Source organism: Mycobacterium sp. ML4 (assembly GCF_054515735.1).
The window spans coordinates 29571-51838 of sequence record NZ_JBTNSY010000010.1; the positions used below are offsets into that span (position 1 = coordinate 29571).

Below are 22268 nucleotides of genomic sequence, written 5' to 3' on the forward strand. Positions count from 1 at the left end.
GAAAAGCTCTCTGCTGAGCAGACAGCTTCACGGAGATTGGAATCAGGTGACCGGTCATCTTTTCGAGCACGTCCGGCGAGGCATGATCCCCGCGTACATCTACAACGACAAAGACCTGTTCGCGTTGGAGAAGCAGCGGCTGTTCAGTCGGGCGTGGATGTTCGTGGCCCACGAGTCGGAGATCCCGCACGATGGCGACTACGTGGTGCGCCGGGTGCTCGACGATTCGTTCATCATCACGCGGGATTCGCATGGCGTGGTGCGGGCCCTGTTCAATATGTGCCTGCATCGCGGCATGCAGGTGTGCCGCGCCGAGATGGGCAATGCCTCCAATTTCCGTTGCCCTTACCACGGGTGGACGTACCGTAACGACGGGCGATTGACCGGACTGCCGTTCCACCGGGAGGCCTACGGCGGCGACGACGGCTTCGACAAGAGCCAAAACCTGCTGCCTGCAGCGCATTTGGCGACCTACAACGGATTGATCTTCGTCAACCTGGACCCGCACGCGCCGCCGCTGCGGGAATTCCTCGGCGACTTCGCGTTCTATCTGGACTTCTACACCAAACAGAGCGTGCACGGCCTGCAGGTCACGGGACCACAACGGTGGCGGATCAGGGCGAACTGGAAAATCGGCGCCGAGAACTTCTGCGGCGACATGTATCACACTCCGCATACCCACGCCTCGATCGTCGACATCGGGCTGTTCCGTGAACCCCGGGCACAAAAACGCAAGGACGGAGCCACCTACTGGGCGCACCGCGGCGGCGGGACCACCTACAAGCTGCCGCCGGGTGATTTCGACGAACGCATGCGCTACGTCGGCTACCCGAACGAGATGATCGTCCGGATCAAAGACGTCTGGTCACCGGCCCAGCGGCAGGTGGTCGCCGAGGACGGTTTCATGTTCTCGGCCGCCACCTGCTTTCCGAACCTCAGCTTCGTGCACAACTGGCCCAAGCTCCCGGAGAGCAAATCCGGAACGGAAGGAGCCGTGCTGCCGTTCATTTCGATCCGGCAGTGGCAGCCGATCAGCGAGAACGAAACCGAGGTGTGTTCCTGGTTCGCCGTGGACTCGGCCGCGCCCGAGCAGTTCAAGAAAGATTCCTACAAGGCGTACCTGATGTGTTTCGGGTCGACCGGCATGTTCGAGCAGGATGACGTGGAGAACTGGGTGTCGCTGACCACCACCGCGGGCGGGTCGATGGCCCGGCGACTGCTCCTGAACAGCCGGATGGGCCTGCTCTCCGACGACCGGCCGGTGGTCGAGGCGTTACCGGCCGAATCATTTCACGGGCCGGGCCGGGCGCAGGTCGGCTACAACGAGTACAACCAGCGTGAGCTGCTCAAGCTGTGGGCACAGCAATTGGAGTCCGTATGACTAAACCACTGACGTCGTTGCCTTTCAATGACATTCGGCATCTGCAGGCACATCAGTTCCTGGTCGACGAGGCCTACCTGCTCGACCGGCAGCAGTACGAGGCGTGGCTGGACACCATGACCGACGACGTCCGCTACGTCATGCCGGTGCGGGTGACCACCGCCCGCGGCGCCGGGTTCGACACCTCACCGGGTATGGACCACTTCGATGAAGACAAGTATTCGCTGACTCTGCGCGTCGCCCGCATGGGCACCGAACACGTATGGGCCGAGGATCCGCCATCCCGGCTGCGCCACTTCATCACCAATGTGCGCACCTTCGAACATGATCCGGCGCATCTGCTGGTGGAATCCGCGGAGTTGCTGTTTCGTAGTCGCGGCGACGTCAACGAAAGCGCGTTGTTGTCCTGCGGACGCGAAGACCTGCTGCGCTGGGCCGAAGGCCGCTGGAAGTTGGCCCACCGCAAAATCATTGCCGACGAGTCGGTGCTGCGCATGCAGAATCTGGCGGTGTTTCTGTGAACCCGGTCGGCGAGCCGATCAGCATTGCCAACGAATTCACCGAGGTGGTGGTCCAGCGGGTCGACACCCGCAACGGTTCGCGATTGCTGATCAGCTCACCGAAAACCGGACGGTCGATCACACTGGACGCGCTCGAGGTCGAGGCACTCACCCGGCAGAACCCCCGTACGCTGGCGGCCATGGTCGGCAACTCCCAGGCCCCGCTGCTGCCTGACGAAGCAGAGGGCCGTGATGACCGGATGGCTTGACGGAAAGCGAGCGCTGGTCGTCGGCGCGGGTTCGGGCATCGGGCGCGCCGTCGTCGATGCTTTCCTCGGCGAGGGCGCGAAAGTTGCCGTGCTGGAACGTGATTGCGCTAAGTGCGACCGGCTGCGCGAGGAAATGCCCGGGGCGCCGGTGATTCGAGGCGACGCCACGACGAGCGCGGCCAACGAGCAGGCGGTCGCGACCGTCATCGACGCCTACGGCGGACTCGACACGTTGGTCAACTGCGTCGGCGTCTTCGACTTCTACCGCGGTGTCACCGAGATCGACACCGCCGCACTGCCGGCCGCCTTCGACGAGATGTTTCGCACCAATGTGCTGAGCCACCTCCAGTCGGTCAAAGCCGCGATCCCCGCCCTGCAGAACGCGAGTGGGGCCTCGATCGTGCTCACCGAGTCGACGTCGTCGTACCAGCCCGGGCGCGGCGGCGTGTTGTACGTGTCATCGAAGTTCGCGGTGCGGGGGCTGGTGACAGCACTGGCGCATGAGCTGGCACCACGGATCCGGGTGAACGGCGTGGCACCGGGCGGGACGCTGAACACCGACCTGCGCGGGCTGGCCAGCCTGGGCCAAGACGATGTGCGCCTCGACGACTCGCCCGACCGCGCAACGGATCTGGCCGCACGCACCCCGCTGAACGTCGCCCTCACCGGTGCAGACCACGCCTGGAGCTATGTATTCCTGGCCTCGGACCGGTCGCGCGGCATCACCGGTCGAACCGCCCACCCCGACGGCGGATCCGGGCTCGGAGGTCGCCGTGACCCGAACACTTGATAAGCAGCGCACCCTGATTGCGCAGGCCTGCCGAGTCGCGGCCGCCCGCGGCCTGGTCGAGGGCATGCTCGGGCATCTGAGCCTGCGAATCGACGACGACCGTCTGCTGATCCGCTGTCGCAGCGCGACCGACAGCGGCGTCGCCTTCACCCGGCCCGATGACATCCGGCTCATCACATTCGGCGGAACCGCAGGCGCCGCAGGCGAACTCGACGGTTACCGGTTACCGAACGAGCTGCCGATCCACCTCGAAACGATGCGGGCCGACGCGCGGCATCGGGCCGTCGCGCACCTACACCCACCGTCCGTGGTCGCCGCAGACCTGGCCGGCATCGCCATCCGGCCGATCTACGGAGCCTTCGACATCCCGGGCGCCCGGCTGGCCCGCGACGGCGTACCCGTCTACGAACGCGCGGTGCTGATCCGTACTGCGCAGCTGGGTAAGGAGATGGTGGCGGCGATGAAAGGTCGTCCGGTGGTGATACTGCGCGGCCACGGCATCACCAGTGCCGCCGCCGGCATCGAGCAGGCGATGTTGCAGGCGATCAGCATCAACGAGTTGGCCCGCATGTCGTTGCGGGTGCGCGCCGCCGGAGGCACCCTGCACGATATCGACGAAGCCGACTGGAATGATCTGCCGGACTTGGGATCCGGCTTCAACGTGGAATCCGCCTGGCAGCACGAAGTTGCCCGGCTGGGCGATCAGCCCAGCTGATCCCCGATGTCGCGGGCCGCCTCCTGCAGTGCCGCTGCCACCGACGGATACTTGGCGGCGGGCAACCGTTGCAGCGGGGCGGCCGCGTTCAGCGCCAGCAGCAATCCGGGTGCGCGGGTGGGGACCGCCACCGCGACCGAGGCGACGCCCTCTTCACTCTCCTCGCGATTGGTGGCGTAGCACTGGCTGCGGATGCGGGACAGCTGGGTCTGCAGACGGGCGCGGGTGCCGATCGATCGCGGCGTGATTCCTTGCAGCTCCTCGGACGGAAACAATTGCCGCAGTTCGGTTTCCGGCAATCCAGCGAGGAGGACCTTGCCGGTGGACGTGCAGTGTGCCGGCATCGTGCGCCCCAACCGGGAGGCCACCCGAACCGCTTTGGGACCCTCGACCGCGGCGACGAAGCGGACGCTGGCGCCGTCGAGCATGCCGAGGTGGATCGACTCGCCGAGACGTTCGCTGAGGCAACGCATGATGGGCAGGGCGGTGCGCGGGATGTCCATGCGCCCGAAGATCGCGAACGCCACGCTGGTCAGCGCCGGACCCGGTAGGTAGGCCTTCGACTGCGGGTCCTGACGAACGAACCCGCGATAGGTCAGCATCGCCAGCAGCCGGTGCGCGGTCGACGATGCCACGCCGAGGTACCGGGTCGCTTCGCTGAGGCGGATCTGCGGTTGCTCACCGAGTAGCAGCAGCAGCTTCAGCGCATTGTCGACCGACTCGATCGGATACTGCGGCACCTCATTGGGCACCTCCGAGCGTAGCTTCCCGCCACCAGCGACCACTAGAAAATCTGCCCGGCCTTCCCGTTGCTGCCCGGCACGCCCAACAGCCCAGTGATTCCGGCGCTGCCGCCCGGACCTCCGGCCGCCCCGCCGGCGCCGCCCTGCCCGCCCAATGCCAGGTTGCCGCCCGAGCCTACGGAGCCACCCACCGACGCATCACCGCCGTTGCCGCCGTTACCGCCGGCACCGCCCTGGCCTCCCGCTCCGCCCGATCCTCCGGCGCCGTTGCCGCCGGAGGAACCGGCCCACCCGATCAGGCCCCCGGCTCCCCCGCTGCCCCCGCCGACTCCGCCGGCGCCGCCCGTGCCGCCGGTGCCACCATCGCCGCCGAGGGCGCCGGCGTGGCCGTTGCCGGCGATCGCACCGGCGGAACCGCTGCTCATCATGACTCCACCGCCGTCGCCACCGCTGCCGCCGGCGCCGCCGATGCCGCCAACGCCGCCAACCCCACCGGCACCCGCCGCACCGCCGTCACCGCCGATTCCGATGAAACCCGCCGCGCCGCCGTTGCCGCCGATACCGCCGCCGCCCCCGGTTCCTCCCGCACCGCCGATCCCGCCCTGGCCGGCGGTGCCGCCGGTGCCACCGATGGCTTGACCGGTCGCGCTGTTGACGGCCGAACCACCGTCACCGCCACCGCCGCCCGCATACCCTGCCGCTCCGGTTCCACCCGTGCCACCGGTTCCTCCGGCACCTCCGGCGCCTCCGTTGCCGATCACCATTCCGCCGTGACCGCCGTCGCCGCCCGCACCGCCCGCACCACCGTTGCCACCTGCCACGCCGGTTGCGGTACTCGCTGCGCCGCCACTACCGCCGTTGCCGCCGGTCGCGGTACCCGCATAGGGGCTGTTCGCGAATCCGCCCAGGCCGCCGGCGCCACCTGCGCCGCCGGTAGGCCCGCCCGCGGCTCCGTTGCCGCCGGCTCCACCGGAAACAGTGGTGGTACCCCCGACCGCGGCGCTGGCCACGATCAAGGAGCTGCCGCCCCGCCCGCCGGCACCTCCGTCGCCGCCAGCACCAGGCGCGCCTCCATTGCCCCCGGCGCCGGTCGTCACCGTGAGGTCCGCTGTGATCCCGGGCGGACCGACCGTGACTATCGGATTCAAGCCTGTACCGCCGGTGCCACCCGTTTGGCCGGCGGCGCCGTTGTCGCCATCACCGCCGCCGCTGCCGATTACGGTGACAGAACTGCCGGAGACCGTGATCGGCAGGCTTCCGGGACTCTTGCCGGGATCGGCCGTGCCGGTGGGCGTGGGGTTGACCCCGTCCGTTCCCGCAAGGCCGTTGCCGCCCTGACCGCCGGCACCGCCGGAGCCGAACCAGAGCGCATTGCCGCCGTGCCCACCGTGGCCCGGCAAGCCACCCAGCACGCCCGCGACGGCCGGGCCGCCCTGACCCCCGGCGCCGCCGTCACCGAGCACTGTCCCGCCGACGCCGCCGTTGCCGCCGGCCGCACCGGCCCCGCCGAGGCCGCCGTTGCCGCCGTTGCCGATGAACAGCGGCCCGGCGCCGCCGTCACCGCCCGGTGCACCGGAACCGCCCGGGCCGCCGACTCCACCGGACCCGAAGAAGCTCGCCGCTCCGCCCACACCTCCGGTCGCACCGACCCCGCCACCGCCACCGAAGCCCCCGTTGCCGAAGACGCCCCCGACACCACCGGTCCCGCCGACGCCCCCGGTGGCACCCACGCCACCATGACCGCCGGCACCGCCGCTGCCGAAAAGTCCCGTGGCCCCGCCGGTGCCGCCGAGCCCGCCGACCGTCGTCGCACCCTGCGCTCCACCGAAGCCGCCGGTACCGCCATTTCCGATCAGCCAGCCACCCCGGCCGCCCGCCCCACCGGGCGCACCCGCTCCGACCACGCCCGCGCCGCCGACTCCGCCGATCCCGCCGTTGCCGATCAGCCCGGCATCACCACCGGTGCCGCCGGCCTGTCCGGCCGCGCCCGATCCCCCGCGGCCTCCGTTACCGAGCAACAATCCGCCCGGCCCACCCGCGGCCCCCGACCCGCCCGGCGCGTCCGCGCCGTTGCCGATCAACGGACGACCTAACAGTGTCTGGGTGGGTGCGTTGATCAACCCCAGCACGTCGGCCAGCGGCGATGCACCGGCCGTCTCGGCAGAGGCATACGCGCGCGCCGTGCCGGCCAGCGACCGCACGAACTGCTCGTGGAAGGCCGCGGCCTGCGCGCTGAGGCTCTGATAGCCCTGTCCGTAGCTCCCGAAGAGCGTTGCGATCGCAGCCGACACCTCGTCACCGGCCGCAGCAGTCATCCCGGTGGTATGCAGCGCGGCCGCCGCATTCGCGGCCGTCAGCGCGGATCCCACGCCGGTCAATGCCGACGCGACCGTCGACACCGCTTCCGGCAGCGCAATAACAAACGACATCTGCGACCTCCCGATGGGGTCCGACGGTTGCCGCATCAGCGACGATATGGGCAGCACCAAATCCTAGACCCGCCGCCGGCGCGGCGACGGGCTTTTGACCGCCTATCACGGTCGCGTCGATTGGCGCCGTGGACTCGGTTCAGCTGCCCACAGACCCCGCGAAATCGCTCCGCCGCAGCGCCCGTTGCGCTAACCTCTTGCGGCTATGACGTCAGCGGCTCCGGGCAAGCTCATCGTCCTCAACGGCGGATCCAGCGCCGGTAAGACATCGCTGGCGCAAGGGTTTCAGGACGTGGCCGACGAATGCTGGATGCACCTGGGCATCGACGTGTTCTGGCTCGCGCTGCCGCCCCGACAACTCGACCTGGCCAGGGTGCATCCGGAGTACTACACGTGGGACAGCGCACTCGAGGACGACGGCCTGGAGTACTTCACCGTGCACCCCGGCCCGATGCTGGACCAGGCGATGCGCGCCCGCCACCAAGCCATCCGGGCTTACCTGGACCACGGGATGAACGTGATCGCCGACGACGTGATCTGGACGCGTGACTGGCTGGTGGACGCCCTGCGGGTGTTCCGGGGATATCAGGTGTGGATGGTAGGGGTGCACGTCTCCGACGCCGAAGGCGCGCGCCGGGAACAGGAGCGAGGAGACCGTTATCCCGGCTGGAACCGCGGCAGCGCTCGCGCGGCCCACGCCGACGCGGAGTACGACGTCGAACTGGATACCACCGCCACTCCGGTAGCGGTCCTTGCGCGCCGCCTCTTCGGGTTTTACCGGGCCTGCCCGGAGCCCCAAGCCTTCACGCGGATGCGCACCCGCCTCCTGGCCTGACCCCAAAGCCTCCTGCGGGGCCGGTTATCTCGGAGCCCCGGCAGCTCCGGCGGCTTCCACAGCGGCGACAACTAGTCGGGGCTTTTTCAATTAGCTTGTGCCGCTTGCTCTTTCGCCCATCGATAGTCGGCTTTGCCAGATGGTGAGCGCTGTAGCCTGGTGCGGAAGATCACCTGTTTGGGCAGCTTGTAGCGCGCGATGTGGCGCGCAGCCTCGGCGATGATGCTCTCCGCGTCGGCCCGCTGGCCCTCGGCCAGCTGAACCAGCGCGACGACCTCGTTGCCCCACCGCTCACTGGGCCGCCCGGTCACCACGACGTCGTAGACGGCGGGGTGTTCGCGGATGGCGGCCTCGACCTCCTCAGCGAAGATCTTCTCGCCCCCGGAGTTGATGGTCACCGAATCCCGGCCCAGCAGTTCGATCTGTCCGTCAGCGTCCCTCCGGGCCCGGTCCCCGGGAACCGAGTGGCGGATACCTTCGATGACGGGGAACGTCCGGGCGGTCTTCTCCGGATCGCCGAGATAGCCGAGCGGAATCTCACCCTGCTGAGCGAGCCAGCCGATCTCCTGGTCGCCGGGCGACAAGATGCGCGTCAGGTCCTCGCTGACGACCACCGCCCCGGGATTGGGCGCGAACCGGCCCGAGGCACCCTGCGAGGCGCTGGAGACCTGCCCCATCTGGGCGCCCGACTCCGACGAGCCACCGGCGTCCAGGATCGTCAGGTGCGGCAACAGTTCGACGAATCGCTGCTTGAGCGGAGCGCTGAGCGCCGCCCCGCCGGTGACCAGAACAAACAGGCCCGACAGGTCGTAGGAACCTGCCTGCAGCTCGTCGACCAGCGGCCGGCCGAAGGCGTCCCCCACGATGGACAGTGACACCACGCGCTCCCGGCTGGCGAGCGCCCAGACCTCGCCCGGATCCAGATGGGTGGTCGTCGGCGCCATCACGAACGGGCGTCCGGCACACAGGTTGATGAACGCGGCCCACTGCGCCGCACCGTGCATCAGCGGGGCGGCGGTCATGGATCCCGGCCCGGCGGGCCGCGATCGCCGCACGATCTCCTCGAGACTGCGGACCGGCTCCCCGGTCCCGAAGGCCCGCCCGCCCATCGCGTTCATGAAGATGTCGTGCTGACGCCACAGCACCGCCTTGGGCATTCCGGTGGTGCCGCCGGTGTAGAGCATGTAGAGATCGTCCGGTGACGGCGTGATGTCCAGCGGTTCGTCGGACACCGAAGCCAGCAGCTCCTCGTACCGCACCGCGCCGGGCAACGGCGCGTTCCGGGATTCGTCGTCGACGTGGATCAGCCGCGGGCGCAGCGGCGCTTTTTCCAGCGCCTGGGCAAGCGTCGGCGCAAACCGCGCCTGGTACACGACCGCGTCGGCATCCGCGTTGCCGATCAGGTACACCAGCTCCTCGGCCACGTAGCGGTAGTTGATGTTGAACGGTGCGACGCGGGCCTTGTATGCCCCGATCATCGTCTCGAGATACTCGTTGCAGTTGGCCAGGTACAGGCCGAGATGACTCTGACCGGATTCGTGCGGCGCCAGCTCCCGGCGTTCGCGGCGGACGCCGAAGCCCCAGTTGTGCAGGGCGCGTGCGAACCGCCGGGCTCGCTCGTCGGTACGGGCGAAGGTGAAGCGGCGATCGCCGAAGACAATGGCGTCGCGGTCCGGATTGGCCGCGGCCACCGCCGAAAACACCTCAGCCAGATTGAATTCCACCGCACCTCCCGAGCCGTCCTGAGGTCTGACGTCACGACAGTATCGACACCGGGGCGTTCGTCTGGCGGCTTTGCCCCGCGCAGACCCGACCGGTCAGGCATCCTTTATCCATGGATCTGGACGTCCTGCTGCATTCCATCCCGCCGCTGGCGGTCTATCTGCTGGTCGGCGGCGTCGTCGGAGTCGAAAGTCTCGGCATCCCGCTGCCAGGCGAGATCGTGCTGGTCAGCGCGGCTCTGATGGCGTCGCATCACGAGCTGGGCGTGAACCCGATCGGCGTCGGCGCCGCCGCGGTGATCGGCGCCGTGATCGGCGACTCCATCGGTTATTCCATTGGCCGCCGGTTCGGGATGCCGCTGTTCGACCGGCTCGGCCGCCGGTTCCCGAAGCACTTCGGCCCCGGCCATGTCGCTCTTGCGGAACGGATGTTCAACCGCTGGGGTGTGCGTGCGGTGTTCTTCGGCCGGTTCATCGCCCTGCTGCGCATCTTCGCCGGGCCGCTGGCCGGGGCGTTGAAAATGCGGTATCCCCGCTTCCTGGCCGCCAATGTGAGCGGCGGAATCTGCTGGGCCGGCGGCACCACGGCCCTGGTCTACTACGCCGGCGTGGCGGCCGAGCGCTGGATGTCGCGGTTCTCCTGGGTTGCCCTGGTGATCGCCGTCATCTGTGGCGTCACCGCAGCGATACTGCTGCGCGAACGCACCTCCCGCGCGATCGCCGAACTCGAGGAAGAGCACTACCGCAAGACAGGAACCGCGGAACAGGCCGCCTGAGCTATCCGACGGCCCCGCGGCGGTCCTGCTCGAAGCGACGGCCGCCCCCGGGCCGGTACTGCTCGATAAGCGCCTCGGCCATCGCCCGGGAGCGCAGGGCAGCATCGGTGTCGCCGACCGCCGCCAGAATGATCGCGCCCTTCATCAGGATCTGCCAGGACCGCGCGAAATCCTCGACGTCCCGCAGACCCGCCGCCACCGCGCGTGCCCGCACGATCTGCCGCACATTGTTGATGTGCCCGATGCTGGCCTGCCCGGCCGGATGGTCCGGACCCAGCTCCAACAGCACATTGATGAACGAGCAACCCTCGCAGCCATCGCGATTGTGGAACCACTCGTGCAGGACGTCGAAGATCGCGAGCAGCTGTTCTTCGGGAGTGCTGGCCAGAGCCGCGGACTGCTGCTCGATCAGGCCGTGGGTCCACAGCTGTTCTCGGCGTTCGAGCACCGCCAGGACCAGCGCGTTCTTGGTCGCGAAGTGGCGGTAGAGCGTCGCCCTGGCCACCCCGGCCCGCTCGATCACTTCATCGGTGCCGACAGCCCGGATTCCGCGCCGACTGAAAAGTTCGTAGGCGGCATTCAAGATACGTTCGCGGGCGGGGACGACAGGCACGTCAGACCCGTTGACGTCGGGCGTTGTCATATTGAGCCTTAAAATACTCTTACGTCGGTCCGGGTAGACAGACCGCCCTGTCTTGTTATAGACCTGATACTTACAGGAGCGATCAATCTGTCTGTCTTCAGATGTGCAGGGCGGGCAATCCATCGCGGCGTTTCGACGCCAGTCGATTAGGAGTGCACCATGAGCCTGGTAATTGCTGAATCATTTTCCACACATCTCACGCTGAGTACCCGTCTGGTCTACGAGCTCGGCGAGCCGCGCAGCACGCTGCGCGCGATCACCGACCGCAGCGGCGATGCGGTGGTGATTCATGCCGGCGGTGAGATCGACGCCTGCAACGAGAACACCTGGCGTCAGTTGGTGACCGAAGCCGCAGCCACAGCAACCGCACGCGGACATTTCGTGGTCGACGTCAGCGACGTCGACTTCATGGGCTGCTGTGCTTACAGCGTGCTCGCCGACGCGGCTGAGCAATGTCGGAAGCGCGGCATCGAACTGCGGCTGGTGACCCAGGCGCCGATCGTCACCCGGATCGTCCGGGCCTGCGGACTCAGTGCGCAGTTGCCGATCTACGCCACGGTGGATCGGGCGCTCTCAGTCAGCTGAGAAGTCAGGCCGCGCCGTCTCGGCGTGCCCCACTGCCGGCCAGTTCGCGGGCGGCTCCGGTCGGAGGCGGACCCACCTCGAGCACGGATCGCACCGCCGCCCGCAGGTAGTCCCGCACGACGGGCAGGTTGTACCGCCCCGCGCGTGAGGCGATCCACTTCGGCAGATCGATGATGCACGTCGCGACCAGATTGACCGCGATGTCATCGTTGCGGCCCCAAAGTCCTTGCGCCAGTTGAGCCATCACCGCGGCGAGTTCACGCTCCAGGACCTGCAACTGCTCGGCGATCTCGGCCGGCATCGGCTGGCTCACCACGTCGTCACGGCGCACCGTCATCAGACACGCCGAGGACCCCGGGTACAGGTCCGGGTACAGCAGCGACGTCTCTGCCGCCGCGTACACCTCGTCCAGCGGCTCGCTGCCTGGCTGCGCCTGGGCCTCCTCGATCAAACTGGTGAGTTTGTCCAGGAAGCGGCGTTCCGCTCGTATCCAGACGCGGCCGAGCAGACCACCGCGGGATTCGAAGGTCCGATAGATCGCGCCGTTGGACACGCCGGTCGCCTTCGTGAGGGCACGAATCGTCACGGCTTCGATGCCATCCTGGGCGACCAGGTCCTCGGTGGAATCCAGGACGTAATCGTGTTCGTGCAACCGGGGGCTCGCCACTAGCTAATCGCTCCTTTGTTGTGACGTGCTTTGCAGGCACGCCGAACCCAAGCCAAGAAACCCCGTGAGGCCCGACTTCCGGGTTCCCTTCGAGGCCATTGTCCCCAACGGAGCGGGTTCTTACTGGGAAATCGACGACCTGGTCGATTCTCAGGCGGAACGCCGGTATACGGGGGCGCTGGTTCGGCGGGGCCGGCCTCGGGTAGCTTGCGGGCATGAGCACGCGGGGCTCTGAGAGCGACCTTCCGACCGTCGGTGTCGAAGAAGAGTTCCTTCTCGTCGACCCTCAGACCGGTGAGCCGGCGCCGCGCAACGGTGTGGTGGCCGCCGAGGCCGCGCGCCGGGGCGTCGATCTCGATCTGGAGCTCGCCAGCTGCCAGGTGGAGACGACGTCGAGCGTGGCGACCAGTGCCGCACAGCTGCACGAGGAGCTCACCCGGCTGCGACGCACGGCCGCACAGGCCGCCGAAGCCGTCGGCGTCCGCCTGCTGGCGCTGGGGCTGCCCCCCGTCACGCCGCACGAGTTCCCGGTGACCGACACACCCCGTTACCGGCAGATCGGCGACCAGTTCGGCATGGTGGCACATGAGCAGGGCATCTGCGGGTGTCATGTCCACGTCGAGGTACCCGACCGTGACGTCGCCGTCCACGTCAGCAATTGGCTGCGGCCCTGGTTGCCGACACTACTTGCGCTATCGGCAAACTCGGCAATCTACCGCAACAGCGACTCCGGTTATGCGAGTTGGCGCAGCGTGCTGTGGCGACGCTGGCCGGTCGCGGGTGCACCGCCGTATTTCAACTCCGCCGAAGAGTACGACCGCACCGTGCGCATGCTGGTCGACACCGGAGTGATCCTCGATGACGGGATGGTCTATTGGGACGTGCGCCCGTCAGCGGATTTTCCGACCGTCGAGGTCCGGGTGGCCGATGTGCCGGCGACGGTCGCCGATACTGTGTTGCTGGCCACGCTGATTCGCGCCGCCGTGATGACTGCGGTCGAGGAGCTCGATCTCCGGGTGCAGCGGCTGCAGCCGGCGGCGCTGCGGGCGGCGTACTGGAAGGCGGCACACGACGGACTGGCCGGCAGCACACTGGATTTGGTCGGCGACCGAGGAGCGGTGCCGGTACGCGAGCAGTTGAGCGTGCTGGTGCACCGGTTGCGCCCCGCTCTGGACAGGCTCGGCGAATATCACCACGTCGTCCAGGAACTCGATCGTGTCACCGCCCTGGGCAACGGGGCGATGCGGCAACTACGGGCGTGGCGGCGCCGAGGTGCGGTGCACGACGTCATCGAGGATGCCGCGGCGGCGACGATTAGTTGAAAGTTGTTGCTGCGCAGCGCTTCATGCTTCAGCTCGGCGGGTGAACGGATGATCGCGCCACATTCGGGCCACCAACAGTAGACCGACCAGCGGGTAGGGCAGGTTATAGGCGACCGACAACGCGGCGTTGACGAATTTGTAGTCGAATGTCGTGCCCGGTCCGCACACGCGTTGGAAGAGTGGTGCATCACCGAGGATTCCGACTGCAAGATAGACGCCAGTGCCCATGACGACCATGCCCGCGTAGAACACGGCCGGCAATCGAATCCATTCGCGGCCACGGGCGAAGGCGTAGATCAGCACGAGATAGAAGATGCCGAACAGGATTGCCGAGACGAACCCGACAGTGATCTGCACGAAGCGCGGGTTTTCGATCACCAACCGCTCGTTGCCGTTCTCCAGGAGCAACCGCTCGACGGTGTACCACGATTCTCGCCGTGGCGGCCCCACGGTGTTGATGGTGTCGGTGATCAACGACGTCGCGGCGAAAAACGCGAACGCGACAATGAAGAACCAGTCGCGGCGACGCTCGCGCAGCGGTATCGGCACTCGGTTTGCGGCAGTGGTGGCGGGCATGCGCCGAATCCTACGTCCGCCGGTGCCGGTGAGTGCCGCGATTCGACAGTTCCGGGGGCAGCGAACAGGAAGGAACGGCCCACGTCATAGGGTTCTTGTCGAAGGTGGCGCGGCGCATCTGGCGCCGTCGCGCAGCCGCAGCTAGGGCGTCGGCCGGGTGGTCGTGGACGGTGTTTGCTGCGGGGCCATCGGTCGGCCCGGGCCCATCGTCGCGCCGGGCGCCATCATCGGGCAGGTCCCGTCCCGTCCGTCGGAACCACCCTGCCGCCAGGAGCGTCCATCCTGCGACCAGGCCACGAAGAAGCCCGAAAAGAAGACCACCGCCACGATGAACACGACACCGGCGATGATGCCCACCCATGCCAACAATTTGCCCAGCCACACCGGCCGATCCTCGACCGCCGATTCAGATTCTTGCGTCACACCCTGGACGCTACGACTCAGATACCCCACCAGGGTAGGGAACTAAGTCACTGATCCTCGGGCGCTTCCACCGCCTCGGGACAGGGTGCTTTGGCGTGTAGCGCACGGTAGCCGGGGCAGGCACCCCCGGTGCCCCGGATCACGGCGATTGCGTTATCGGGCGCAATCACACGGTCAGCAGACGGTACAACCCGATCAACCCCACCACCACGATGGTGGCACGCAACGCATTCGGCGACAGCCGCCGTCCATACCGCGCGCCGATCAAACCCCCGATCAGTGACCCTACGGCGATCAAACCGGCCACCGGCCAGCTGATACGCCCCCACGCCACCAACGTATAGCTCACGGCTGCAACGATATTCACAATCAGCGTGAGTAGATTCTTGGCCGCGTTCATGCGTTGCACCGATTCCGGCAGCAGCGCCCCCATCACGCCGACTAGCAGAATGCCCTGGGCGGCGGTGAAATAACCGCCGTAGGCGCCGACCAGGAAGGTGCCGATCGCCAGCGCGGCCATCCGCGCCGGCGTGATGTGATCGGCGGAGCGTCCCGCGTCTTCGGCCCGACGGCGTACCCACGCCTGGATGCGCGGCCCGATGACCACCAAGATGATGGCAAGCACCAACAGCACCGGCACGATTCGGGTGAAGACCTTCTCGGGCAGATGCAGCAGCAGGTAGGCACCCAGCACCGCACCGATCAACGAGGCCGGGATCTGCCACCGCAACCGATCCCACTGCCCCCGCAGTTCCCTGCGATAGCCCCAGGTGCCCGAGACACTGCCGGCCACCAGACCGACCGCGTTGGACATCGTCGAGGTGACCGGCGGGTAGCCGAGAGCGACCAATGTCGGGAACGTGATGAGGGTGCCCGACCCGACCAGCGCGTTGATGGCACCCGCACCAAGCCCCGCGAGCCCGATCACGATCATGTGGGAAACCGACACCCGCAGAACCCTAGACGCACGACACAAGGGGGCCAATGACTTCGTCGCGGCCTTCGGCCAAGCCGGGATCAGCGGTGCCCTCGGGTGGCCGCCCGCGCAGAGTGGATCGACTGGATTGACCCGAGCAACCGCTGAGCCTGCCTTAGCTGCCGGTGTAGGGCAGGTTCGGGAGGTTGGGGATGTGGGGAAGGCTGTTCAACGACGGCATCGGGCCACCCTGCTGGAACAGCTGAACCGCGGCGTTCTGCCCGTTTTCGTTGGCCACCCAGTCTCGCACCGTGGTGTACAGATTGGTGCTGGCCTCGGTGGCCAGTTTCGCCGCCAGGTCATACATGGTCATGGTCGTGCCGGGGATGACCTGGCTGCCGCGCGGGGTGTGTGGGCCGTCCTTGTTCAGAACCGTGTGGCACTCCTGGAAGCCGGGCGGCGGGCCACCGGCCGGGCAGCCCTCGAGGGGGAACTGCTGGGAGAAGTCGATGTTGTAGTAGCCGGTGTGCAGATCCGCCGGGAAGTCGGCCGGGTTGCAGGTCGGGAAGATCGGGGGCGCCAGCCGGTCCAGCTGGCCGATGGCCTCGTTCTCCTCGACCCAGTTGGAGTGGGCGTAGAAGTCCTGCTGAGTGTGCAGCAGCGCACCGAACGCGGCGCGGGCGGCCGGTCCGTCGGCCTCCACGTTGCCGTTGAGCACCGAGCCGCTCATGACGACGGGCGAGAAGACGTCCCATGCCTGGCGGGCCCGATTGCAGATGTCGACCGGGTTGATCGAATTGTCCAGGTGACGGAATTCGTCGGTGGCAAACACGTCGCTCCCCATCGCGCCGCCGCCAGGAGGGGGACCGATGAGGATCTGATTGATGGCCAGCTGACTCACCTGGTCGGCGGGCAGGGCGTTGCGAGTGATCGTTTCGTGGTACTTCACGTAGAAGGCGTGTGCCGGTGGCGCCCCGAACGAAGCAACCGCGGCGAAGCTCGCCACCATTGCCACGAGGACGCCCAGCGTGTGTCTGTGGATCCGCGTCATGAGAACTCCGTGCTGGTAGGGAATGTTGCCGTGGACCTAGAAGGACATGCTGTCGTGCGCTTGCGTAGACGTTTCCTCATGAACCTTAGGAAATCAATCAAGAGCCTGGGATTTCGGCATCGGCAATCAAGGCGCCAGCTACTATGCAGGTGCTCAATAGAGCTGCATGGCCTGAGTATCGGCGGGCGCAATCCGCGAGTGGCCGGTGTCGCGCATATCAGGTTCAATCGCTCGTCTGTTCCTGAGTGCCGGCTGCGGCTGCGCGGTGACCGAATGCCTCAAGAACACCTCGGTCGTCTATAGGTCGGCGTCGCAGAGTCATTGCGGCGCTTGGGAAAGCAGCCACGGTTGCGTCGCTCCGAGAACTCGGCTTTCACCCGTACGAAGCCTCGTCGTCCACTACATTCACTACCCATGGCAGGAAGCTGGGGCTCTGTCCTCACCGGGCTCATCCCACTCGGATTGGTCGTCGCGGTCTCGCCGATCACCATCATCCCCGCGGTGCTGGTGTTACAGGCACCGCGGCCGCGGCCCAGTGGGCTCGCTTTCCTCGCGGGGTGGCTACTGGGTCTGGCGGCGCTGACGGCTGTGTGCGTCGCGGCCTCCGGGCTGCTCGGTGGTCTGCACAAGTCCACACCGACCTGGGCTTCCTGGCTGCGCATCGTCCTGGGGTCGGCGCTCGTCCTATTCGGTATCTACCGGTGGTTCACTCGGCACGGCCACAACGAGTCGCCGGCTTGGATGCGTTCGTTTTCCACGATCAGCCCGACCCGTGCCGCACTGACCGCAATGGCGCTGGTGGTCGGCCGCCCTGATGTGCTGTTCATCTGCGTCCCAGCGGGATTGGCAATCGGCGCCAGCGGGCTTGACCGCGTCGACGTCTGGTTGGCCGCCCTGTTCTTTGTTGCGCTCGCCGCGTCGACAGTCGCTGTTCCCATACTCGCCTATGCGGTTGCGGGCGCTCGTTTGGACGGTGCGATGGCCCGGCTCAAAGACTGGATGGAGAAGAATAACGCCGCCTTGATGGCGGCGATCCTGATAGTGATCGGCGCGATGGTGCTCTACAACGGAATTGACGCGTTGAAGCGCTGAACCGGGCGCGGCCCCGGTCGATGATCGTCAAAAGCCGTGAAAACGTTAAAGATACGGCAGCGTGGTGGTGCGATAGGTCTCGACGGTGTCTGCCAGCAGCTCGGTGAACCTCTCCCGCAGGGTCGCCGTGGCTTCTCCGACCGGCTTCTCGCAGAAGCGGCAGACAGTGCTGAAGCGGGTCAGCTCGGCCTCCTCCGGCCAGAACCGGCGCGGGCCTACCGCGGCGCCCGGATCGTACTGGACCGCTTGGTGCGCGGTTTCGCGCAAGATCCTGCCCACCGGATGAGCCTGCGGACATTCCAGTTTCAGCGTGCCGATGCCTTCGGAAAAGCTCATGGAGCCGACGGTAGGCCAAATCGGTACGCCTCGCCTGCCCTAGATGTCGGCGCTGGTGTACCTCGTCTTGACCGGCGGCGCAGCCAACAGCGGCGGCAGCTCGGTCACCTTGCCTTCTCCGGCGCGGAAACGGCGGTAGGCCTCGTCGTGCTCAACCGATTCCCACACTTCGTAGATCAGCCAGTGCGCCTCGTCATCCTCGTCGATCCACACCTCGGTCTGAAGGCTGCCGGCGAATGCGCGGGTGACCTGAAGCGTGCGGCCCATCAGCTCCCGTGCGGCGGCCACCGACTCGGGCTTGAATCTGAGTTCGAGAATCACCGTCACCGACATGTCGTATCCCTTTCGAGTGCCCGCGCACTGCTAACGCAGCGAGACCTGTCACAAGCTACAGGCGGCCCGTCAGCCGGCTGCCCACTGCTTGGCCCGTTCGAGCTCATCGAGGCCGAACACGGCCAGCTCGCCAGGGACGAGCCACGCCAGTGCATGAAGAACATGAGCGACCCAGTCCATGTCGGAGACGATCGCGATTCGTTTGAACGCCGAATGGTGCGGCAGGACAGTGCCGAATCCGAGCTTGAGGTCCTCGATCAGCCCACCGGGCCCGAAGCCTTCGTAGTCCGAGGCGATGACCTCGACGATCCTGACCTCGCCGGCCTTGAGCCGCTCCTGCAGGCTTGGCTCTATCTCACGCAGTTCGTCACCACCGAGCCGGCCCGACACGCGAATCCCGGTTACTCCCTCGGGCATGTCCGGCAATATTTCAATCATCTGATTCTTCTTTCTCGCTCTCGGCGAACCCCCCGCTATCGCCAGTCAACTCGCGCAGATTTGCGCGCGCAACGACCTCCGAACGTGGCAGGAGCTCGGGGCGCGCGATGGCGGCGCCGCCCTCAGCCGGGCAATCCCGTTGTGCGTTGCGGGATCCCGGGTTTGAGAAAGACGTCGTTGAGCGTCACGGTGCGCAGCCGGCGCGCTCGGATGATTTCGACCAACTGTCCGTAGACATGCGTGACCGGAGCGTGGTTGAGGTGCCCGATCACGATGTTCTGGGGAAGGAAGTATTGGGAGGCCAGCGCGACGATCTGCTCTTCGGGAAGTAACGACGAGTCCCGTAGATCGCCGCTCCACAGCGTCGGGGTCTGGTAACCCAGATCGGCAGCTACCGCGTCGACGGCGGCATTGCGGTGGCCGTACGGCGGCCGGAAGTACGGCGCGGCATCAATTCCGTAGGTGCTGCGCAGGAAAACGTCGGTGCTTTTCAGTTCTTCGGCGATCTGCTTGGGCGGAAGCCTCGTCAGGTCCGGGTGTGTCCATGTGTGATTGGCCAGCTGAATCTGCCCGGATTCGACGAGCGGTCGAAGCAGCGCGGAGTTCTCCGTCCAGGAGCGATAGGTGCCGGTGACGAAGTAGGTGAGCCGCACACCGGTGTCCTTCGCGAATTGTGTGTACAGGCGCACCACCTCGCTGTCCGCGCCGTCGTCGACCGTCCAGGCCAGCAGGTCGCCGTTGCCGGGCAGTTTGTTCAGGACTGCCCCGCGCGGCACGACAACGCGCGACGCCGGGTCCGGTGGCGGCAGTACCGTCGGCCGCAACGGGCCTGGGTTGGGTGCCGAGTCGAGAACGTCGGCTCGTGCCGGCGGCTCAGTCGTGGTCGCTAACGCCGCCACGGATGCGGCAATCGCGACCAGGAACCGCCGCCGGGCCAGTTCGCTCACGTGCACTCCTAGCCGACAATCCATCCGCCAAATGTCTGACAGGCTAAGCCGACGCTGGCCACAATTCCGGGCCTGAGCGTGGGGTGTCGCAGTAGGTATGAACTTGAGACCTGAGGTTAGCCGGACCGCGACAGGCGGGTGCTCGGTGCGGTGTGGTGATCCGGCGCCGCCCGGGCTTTTATGGGGCTCCGTTTGCTCCATCTGCGCCGTTGAACCCGAGCAGCCTGCCCCCGGCGCCACCTGTGCCGCCACTGCCTGACAATCCGGTGCCCAGCGCGTCTCCCCCGTTGCCGCCGTTTCCACCGTCCCCGACAAACCCGGCGTTGCCACCGGCCCCTCCATTGCCGCCTTCGACTCCGCCGGTCCCTCCGTTGCCACCGTTACCGATAAATCCGGCATTACCCCCGGCTCCACCGTCGGTACCCACCCCGCCGGTCCCACCGTTCCCACCTATGCCTATCAGCGTCCCGCCATTACCGCCGGCACCACCGCCGCCACCCCCAGAAACTATGGTGCCGGCCCCGCCGACCCCCCCAATACCGATCAGACCGGCGTTCCCACCGTTTCCGCCGGTTCCGCTGCCGAATAGTGGCGCGGCCCCGCCGCCGCCGCCAATCCCTATCAGCATCCCTCCCACGCCACCGTTGCCGCCGGTGCCACCCCCGACCACCGACGCCGCCCCGCCAACGCCGCCCACGCCGAAGAGCAACCCACCGGCTCCGCCGGTCCCGCCATTGTTGTTGCCCCGTTGGCCGCCGGACCCACCTGCCCCACCGTTGCCGAAGAGACCGGCATTCCCGCCATTACCGCCGAAGCTGACGAGATTGCCACTGAGGTTGTCCCCGGCAGCGCCACCTGCTCCGCCAGTGGCGCCGGAGAGTGCCCCGGCGTTACCGCCCGCGCCGCCGACACCTGAGGCACCGTTACCGACTTCGTTGTTTCCGCCAGCGCCACCAGCTCCCCCTGCACCGGCGAACAGCCCGCCGGCGCCGCCACGCCCGCCGGCCCCACCTGAACCCGTCAGGTCCGCGAGATTGACGCCGCCCGCCCCACCGACGCCGCCCGCGCCGAATAGTCCTCCCGCACCGCCGTTTCCGCCTGCCCCGGGCAAGCCCCCATTTTCATTGCGCCCGCCGGCACCTCCCGCGCCACCGTCGCCGTAGAACAGACCGCCGTCCCCACCGTTTCCTCCAGCTCCTGCGTTGCCGGTGCCCGCCACACCCGGGCCGCCGTTGCCGCCGGGGCCGCCGGGACCGAACAGCCCGCCGTGCCCTCCGTTGCCGCCGGAGCCGGCGTTACCCAGGCCCGGGTTCGGCGCCCCGTTACCTCCGGCGCCGCCGGCGCCGAAAACCCCGCCGCTCCCGCCGTTGCCACCAGACCCGGCGCTAGTACCACCACCCAGATTCGGCCCGCCGTTACCGCCCGTTCCACCCGGACCGAACAGCCCGCCCGCCCCACCATTTCCACCGTTCCCACCGAAGCCGCCGGCGCCAGTGGGAGGGGCACCATCTCCACCTGTTCCGCCCGCACCCACGATTAACCCGCCAGAACCGCCATTGCCTCCGATGCCTGGCCCGCTGCCTCCGTCACTTCCGGCGGTTCCTCCTGAACCACCAGACCCGAATAAGCCCGCGGCACCACCGTTTCCTCCTCTTTGGCCTACTCCCCCGGATCCGCCATTTCCTCCGTTGCCGAATAAAATTCCGCCCGCGCCGCCGTCGGAACCGGTACCTGGCGCGCCGTTGGCGCCGTTGCCGATGAGTGGGCGTCCGAACAGGGCTTGGGTGGGGCTGTTGACTGCGCCCAACAGGTTTTGTCCGAAGCTTTGCAGGGGCGTGGCATTGGCGGCTTCGGCCAGGGCGTACGAACTTCCGGCGGCTTGTAGTGTCTGGGCGAATTGGTCGTGGAATTGCTGCGCCTGGGCGCTGAACAGTTGATAGGCCTGGCCGTGGGCGCCGAACAGGTCGGAGATGAGGGCAGAAATCTCATCAGCTCCGGCGGCCGCCACCGCGATCGTGGGTCCCACCGCCGCGGCATTGGCCTGACTGATCGACGATCCGATCGCGGCCAAGTTCCCGGCCGCCGTGACGACCTCGGCGGGAAAAGCTACCAAATACGACATGACCAGCCTCTTTCCCGACGGTCGAGGTGATACCGAAAACGAAGAGAGCCTATCCAGGATTCGCTGCTCTTGGTTGGTATTTCGGGTATTAAGCCACGCCACCTTCGCGGCACACTCACGGGCGCTCCGTTCGTCGTCGCGCAGGTGGCATGCCGCCGTCATCGGGTGGCGCCCGTGTCGACGGCACGCTCTCGTCTTGAACGTTCGGCGTTGGCCGCCTCGCAATGCCCTGGCAGCCCCCGATCTCAGCAAGCCCGATGAGCCCGTGTCAGTTGCTTACCTCGACCAGTTCGGTTCGATTGCGCAAAAAGCCAGGCCCTGCAAGGAAGTAGGTCGCTGTGGCTGCTCAAGATCGGACGACGGGAGCCGGAAATCTGTCGGCTTCGGCGCCGGGTCGCGCGGCCGGATGACAGCCTTGCCAGGTGTCCACATTGCCGGCACGAACGACGGTGAAGCTCACCGCGCCGATAACCCGGAATTCATTGAACCTGGCTAGATACCGCAACCGGTCAGGATGTTTAGTTGTGGTCCCGGCTGGGATCGAACCAGCGACCTTCCGCGTGTGAAGCGGACGCTCTTCCACTGAGCCACGGGACCGGTGCCGAGAGGCGAACGAGGTCGAAGACTAGCACGACGCCCGGGTGAGCCCGGCGGGCCA

24 protein-coding genes and 1 tRNA gene are annotated in these 22268 nt (G+C 67.2%); 10 read left to right on the forward strand and 15 right to left on the reverse strand.

Annotation, left to right across the window (positions count from 1 at the left end; genetic code table 11):
* Positions 1-82 precede the first annotated feature (82 nt).
* The 5 genes from ACX9NE_RS13060 to ACX9NE_RS13080 are packed head-to-tail and all read left to right on the forward strand — an operon-like array spanning position 83 to position 3655.
* Positions 83-1381 carry an aromatic ring-hydroxylating dioxygenase subunit alpha gene (locus tag ACX9NE_RS13060; protein WP_459362162.1) on the forward strand — a complete coding sequence of 433 codons (1299 nt, stop codon included), beginning with the start codon at positions 83-85 and terminating at the stop codon, positions 1379-1381.
* Complete coding sequence (locus ACX9NE_RS13065; RefSeq protein WP_459362122.1) at positions 1378-1902, forward strand: 3-phenylpropionate/cinnamic acid dioxygenase subunit beta; 525 nt, start codon at positions 1378-1380, stop codon at positions 1900-1902. The genes ACX9NE_RS13060 and ACX9NE_RS13065 overlap by 4 nt, the downstream gene beginning before the upstream one ends.
* Positions 1899-2150 carry a dihydrodiol dehydrogenase gene (locus tag ACX9NE_RS13070; protein WP_459362121.1) on the forward strand — a complete coding sequence of 84 codons (252 nt, stop codon included), beginning with the start codon at positions 1899-1901 and terminating at the stop codon, positions 2148-2150. The genes ACX9NE_RS13065 and ACX9NE_RS13070 overlap by 4 nt, the downstream gene beginning before the upstream one ends.
* Complete coding sequence (gene hcaB, locus ACX9NE_RS13075; protein ID WP_459362120.1) at positions 2134-2940, forward strand: 3-(cis-5,6-dihydroxycyclohexa-1,3-dien-1-yl)propanoate dehydrogenase; 807 nt, start codon at positions 2134-2136, stop codon at positions 2938-2940. Before ACX9NE_RS13070 ends, hcaB begins: the two co-directional genes overlap by 17 nt.
* Positions 2924-3655 (forward strand): class II aldolase/adducin family protein, encoded by a 732-nt coding sequence (locus ACX9NE_RS13080; protein ID WP_459362119.1) that lies wholly within the window; start codon positions 2924-2926, stop codon positions 3653-3655. Before hcaB ends, ACX9NE_RS13080 begins: the two co-directional genes overlap by 17 nt.
* Here the strand turns inward: ACX9NE_RS13080 and ACX9NE_RS13085 are convergent.
* The gene (locus ACX9NE_RS13085) at positions 3643-4440 is read right to left on the reverse strand and encodes an IclR family transcriptional regulator (protein ID WP_459362118.1); all 798 of its coding nucleotides are present in this window, start codon (positions 4438-4440) and stop codon (positions 3643-3645) included. The two genes, ACX9NE_RS13080 and ACX9NE_RS13085, sit on opposite strands and share 13 nt — an antisense overlap.
* Positions 4440-6827: a PE family protein gene (locus ACX9NE_RS13090; RefSeq protein WP_459362117.1), complete on the reverse strand. Its 2388-nt coding sequence runs from the start codon at positions 6825-6827 to the stop codon at positions 4440-4442. The genes ACX9NE_RS13085 and ACX9NE_RS13090 overlap by 1 nt, the downstream gene beginning before the upstream one ends.
* 205 nt (positions 6828-7032) lie before the next feature.
* Between ACX9NE_RS13090 and ACX9NE_RS13095 the strand changes: the two genes are divergently transcribed.
* Positions 7033-7662: a phosphotransferase-like protein gene (locus ACX9NE_RS13095; RefSeq protein ID WP_459362116.1), complete on the forward strand. Its 630-nt coding sequence runs from the start codon at positions 7033-7035 to the stop codon at positions 7660-7662.
* Positions 7663-7748: 86 nt separating this feature from the next.
* On the opposite strand, the gene ACX9NE_RS13100 is transcribed toward ACX9NE_RS13095, so the two are convergent.
* The gene (locus ACX9NE_RS13100; protein ID WP_459362115.1) at positions 7749-9386 is read right to left on the reverse strand and encodes an acyl-CoA synthetase; all 1638 of its coding nucleotides are present in this window, start codon (positions 9384-9386) and stop codon (positions 7749-7751) included.
* Positions 9387-9496: 110 nt separating this feature from the next.
* On the opposite strand from ACX9NE_RS13100, the gene ACX9NE_RS13105 reads away from it, so the two are divergent.
* Complete coding sequence (locus ACX9NE_RS13105) at positions 9497-10159, forward strand: DedA family protein (protein WP_459362114.1); 663 nt, start codon at positions 9497-9499, stop codon at positions 10157-10159.
* Position 10160: 1 nt separating this feature from the next.
* Here the strand turns inward: ACX9NE_RS13105 and ACX9NE_RS13110 are convergent, their stop codons facing one another.
* The gene (locus tag ACX9NE_RS13110) at positions 10161-10802 is read right to left on the reverse strand and encodes a TetR/AcrR family transcriptional regulator (RefSeq protein WP_459362113.1); all 642 of its coding nucleotides are present in this window, start codon (positions 10800-10802) and stop codon (positions 10161-10163) included.
* Positions 10803-10961: 159 nt separating this feature from the next.
* On the opposite strand from ACX9NE_RS13110, the gene ACX9NE_RS13115 reads away from it, so the two are divergent.
* Positions 10962-11387, forward strand: a complete 426-nt coding sequence (locus ACX9NE_RS13115; RefSeq protein WP_459362112.1) for an anti-sigma factor antagonist — start codon at positions 10962-10964, stop codon at positions 11385-11387.
* Positions 11388-11391: 4 nt separating this feature from the next.
* On the opposite strand, the gene ACX9NE_RS13120 is transcribed toward ACX9NE_RS13115, so the two are convergent.
* Complete coding sequence (locus ACX9NE_RS13120; RefSeq protein ID WP_459362111.1) at positions 11392-12054, reverse strand: TetR/AcrR family transcriptional regulator; 663 nt, start codon at positions 12052-12054, stop codon at positions 11392-11394.
* Positions 12055-12269: 215 nt separating this feature from the next.
* Here ACX9NE_RS13120 and ACX9NE_RS13125 point away from each other — a divergent pair, with 215 nt between their 5' ends.
* On the forward strand, positions 12270-13376 hold the full coding sequence (locus ACX9NE_RS13125; RefSeq protein ID WP_459362110.1) for a glutamate--cysteine ligase 2: 1107 nt from the start codon (positions 12270-12272) through the stop codon (positions 13374-13376).
* A 21-nt stretch (positions 13377-13397) separates the two neighbouring features.
* Here ACX9NE_RS13125 and ACX9NE_RS13130 read toward each other — a convergent pair whose 3' ends face one another.
* From ACX9NE_RS13130 to ACX9NE_RS13145, 4 genes are all read right to left on the reverse strand, one after another.
* Positions 13398-13952, reverse strand: coding sequence for a hypothetical protein (locus ACX9NE_RS13130; protein WP_459362109.1), 555 nt, complete (start codon positions 13950-13952; stop codon positions 13398-13400).
* 141 nt (positions 13953-14093) lie between these two features.
* Positions 14094-14375 (reverse strand): hypothetical protein, encoded by a 282-nt coding sequence (locus tag ACX9NE_RS13135; RefSeq protein WP_459362108.1) that lies wholly within the window; start codon positions 14373-14375, stop codon positions 14094-14096.
* Positions 14376-14541: 166 nt separating this feature from the next.
* The gene (locus tag ACX9NE_RS13140; protein ID WP_459362107.1) at positions 14542-15324 is read right to left on the reverse strand and encodes a sulfite exporter TauE/SafE family protein; all 783 of its coding nucleotides are present in this window, start codon (positions 15322-15324) and stop codon (positions 14542-14544) included.
* Positions 15325-15466: 142 nt separating this feature from the next.
* Positions 15467-16342, reverse strand: coding sequence for a hypothetical protein (locus ACX9NE_RS13145; protein WP_459362106.1), 876 nt, complete (start codon positions 16340-16342; stop codon positions 15467-15469).
* A 414-nt stretch (positions 16343-16756) separates the two neighbouring features.
* On the opposite strand from ACX9NE_RS13145, the gene ACX9NE_RS13150 reads away from it, so the two are divergent.
* A complete protein-coding gene (locus ACX9NE_RS13150; RefSeq protein ID WP_459362105.1) occupies positions 16757-17434 on the forward strand; it encodes a GAP family protein in 678 nt (225 codons plus the stop codon).
* 45 nt (positions 17435-17479) lie between these two features.
* Here ACX9NE_RS13150 and ACX9NE_RS13155 read toward each other — a convergent pair whose 3' ends face one another.
* From ACX9NE_RS13155 to ACX9NE_RS13180, 6 genes are all read right to left on the reverse strand, one after another.
* A complete protein-coding gene (locus ACX9NE_RS13155) occupies positions 17480-17770 on the reverse strand; it encodes a hypothetical protein (RefSeq protein ID WP_459362104.1) in 291 nt (96 codons plus the stop codon).
* A 39-nt stretch (positions 17771-17809) separates the two neighbouring features.
* A complete protein-coding gene (locus ACX9NE_RS13160) occupies positions 17810-18103 on the reverse strand; it encodes a putative quinol monooxygenase (RefSeq protein ID WP_459362103.1) in 294 nt (97 codons plus the stop codon).
* Between the two features lie 69 nt (positions 18104-18172).
* Positions 18173-18541, reverse strand: coding sequence for a SpoIIAA family protein (locus ACX9NE_RS13165; RefSeq protein WP_459362102.1), 369 nt, complete (start codon positions 18539-18541; stop codon positions 18173-18175).
* A 122-nt stretch (positions 18542-18663) separates the two neighbouring features.
* Entirely contained in the window at positions 18664-19440 is a 777-nt protein-coding gene (locus ACX9NE_RS13170) for a polysaccharide deacetylase family protein (RefSeq protein WP_459362161.1), read from the reverse strand.
* A gap of 226 nt (positions 19441-19666) precedes the next feature.
* A complete protein-coding gene (locus ACX9NE_RS13175; protein WP_459362101.1) occupies positions 19667-21610 on the reverse strand; it encodes a PE family protein in 1944 nt (647 codons plus the stop codon).
* 525 nt (positions 21611-22135) lie between these two features.
* Positions 22136-22207, reverse strand: a tRNA-Val gene (locus ACX9NE_RS13180).
* Positions 22208-22268: the final 61 nt, after the last annotated feature.

Bases quoted from the DNA above. Each gene is read 5' to 3' on its own strand.
- ACX9NE_RS13060 (WP_459362162.1), top strand. From the start codon at position 83: ATGATCCCCGCGTACATCTACAACGACAAAGACCTGTTCGCGTTGGAG.
- ACX9NE_RS13065 (WP_459362122.1), top strand. From the start codon at position 1,378: ATGACTAAACCACTGACGTCGTTGCCTTTCAATGACATTCGGCATCTG.
- hcaB (WP_459362120.1), top strand. From the start codon at position 2,134: ATGACCGGATGGCTTGACGGAAAGCGAGCGCTGGTCGTCGGCGCGGGT.
- ACX9NE_RS13090 (WP_459362117.1), bottom strand. From the start codon at position 6,827: ATGTCGTTTGTTATTGCGCTGCCGGAAGCGGTGTCGACGGTCGCGTCG.
- ACX9NE_RS13095 (WP_459362116.1), top strand. From the start codon at position 7,033: ATGACGTCAGCGGCTCCGGGCAAGCTCATCGTCCTCAACGGCGGATCC.
- ACX9NE_RS13105 (WP_459362114.1), top strand. From the start codon at position 9,497: ATGGATCTGGACGTCCTGCTGCATTCCATCCCGCCGCTGGCGGTCTAT.
- ACX9NE_RS13110 (WP_459362113.1), bottom strand. From the start codon at position 10,802: ATGACAACGCCCGACGTCAACGGGTCTGACGTGCCTGTCGTCCCCGCC.
- ACX9NE_RS13115 (WP_459362112.1), top strand. From the start codon at position 10,962: ATGAGCCTGGTAATTGCTGAATCATTTTCCACACATCTCACGCTGAGT.
- ACX9NE_RS13125 (WP_459362110.1), top strand. From the start codon at position 12,270: ATGAGCACGCGGGGCTCTGAGAGCGACCTTCCGACCGTCGGTGTCGAA.
- ACX9NE_RS13130 (WP_459362109.1), bottom strand. From the start codon at position 13,952: ATGCCCGCCACCACTGCCGCAAACCGAGTGCCGATACCGCTGCGCGAG.
- ACX9NE_RS13145 (WP_459362106.1), bottom strand. From the start codon at position 16,342: ATGACGCGGATCCACAGACACACGCTGGGCGTCCTCGTGGCAATGGTG.
- ACX9NE_RS13150 (WP_459362105.1), top strand. From the start codon at position 16,757: ATGGCAGGAAGCTGGGGCTCTGTCCTCACCGGGCTCATCCCACTCGGA.
- ACX9NE_RS13155 (WP_459362104.1), bottom strand. From the start codon at position 17,770: ATGAGCTTTTCCGAAGGCATCGGCACGCTGAAACTGGAATGTCCGCAG.
- ACX9NE_RS13160 (WP_459362103.1), bottom strand. From the start codon at position 18,103: ATGTCGGTGACGGTGATTCTCGAACTCAGATTCAAGCCCGAGTCGGTG.
- ACX9NE_RS13165 (WP_459362102.1), bottom strand. From the start codon at position 18,541: ATGATTGAAATATTGCCGGACATGCCCGAGGGAGTAACCGGGATTCGC.
- ACX9NE_RS13175 (WP_459362101.1), bottom strand. From the start codon at position 21,610: ATGTCGTATTTGGTAGCTTTTCCCGCCGAGGTCGTCACGGCGGCCGGG.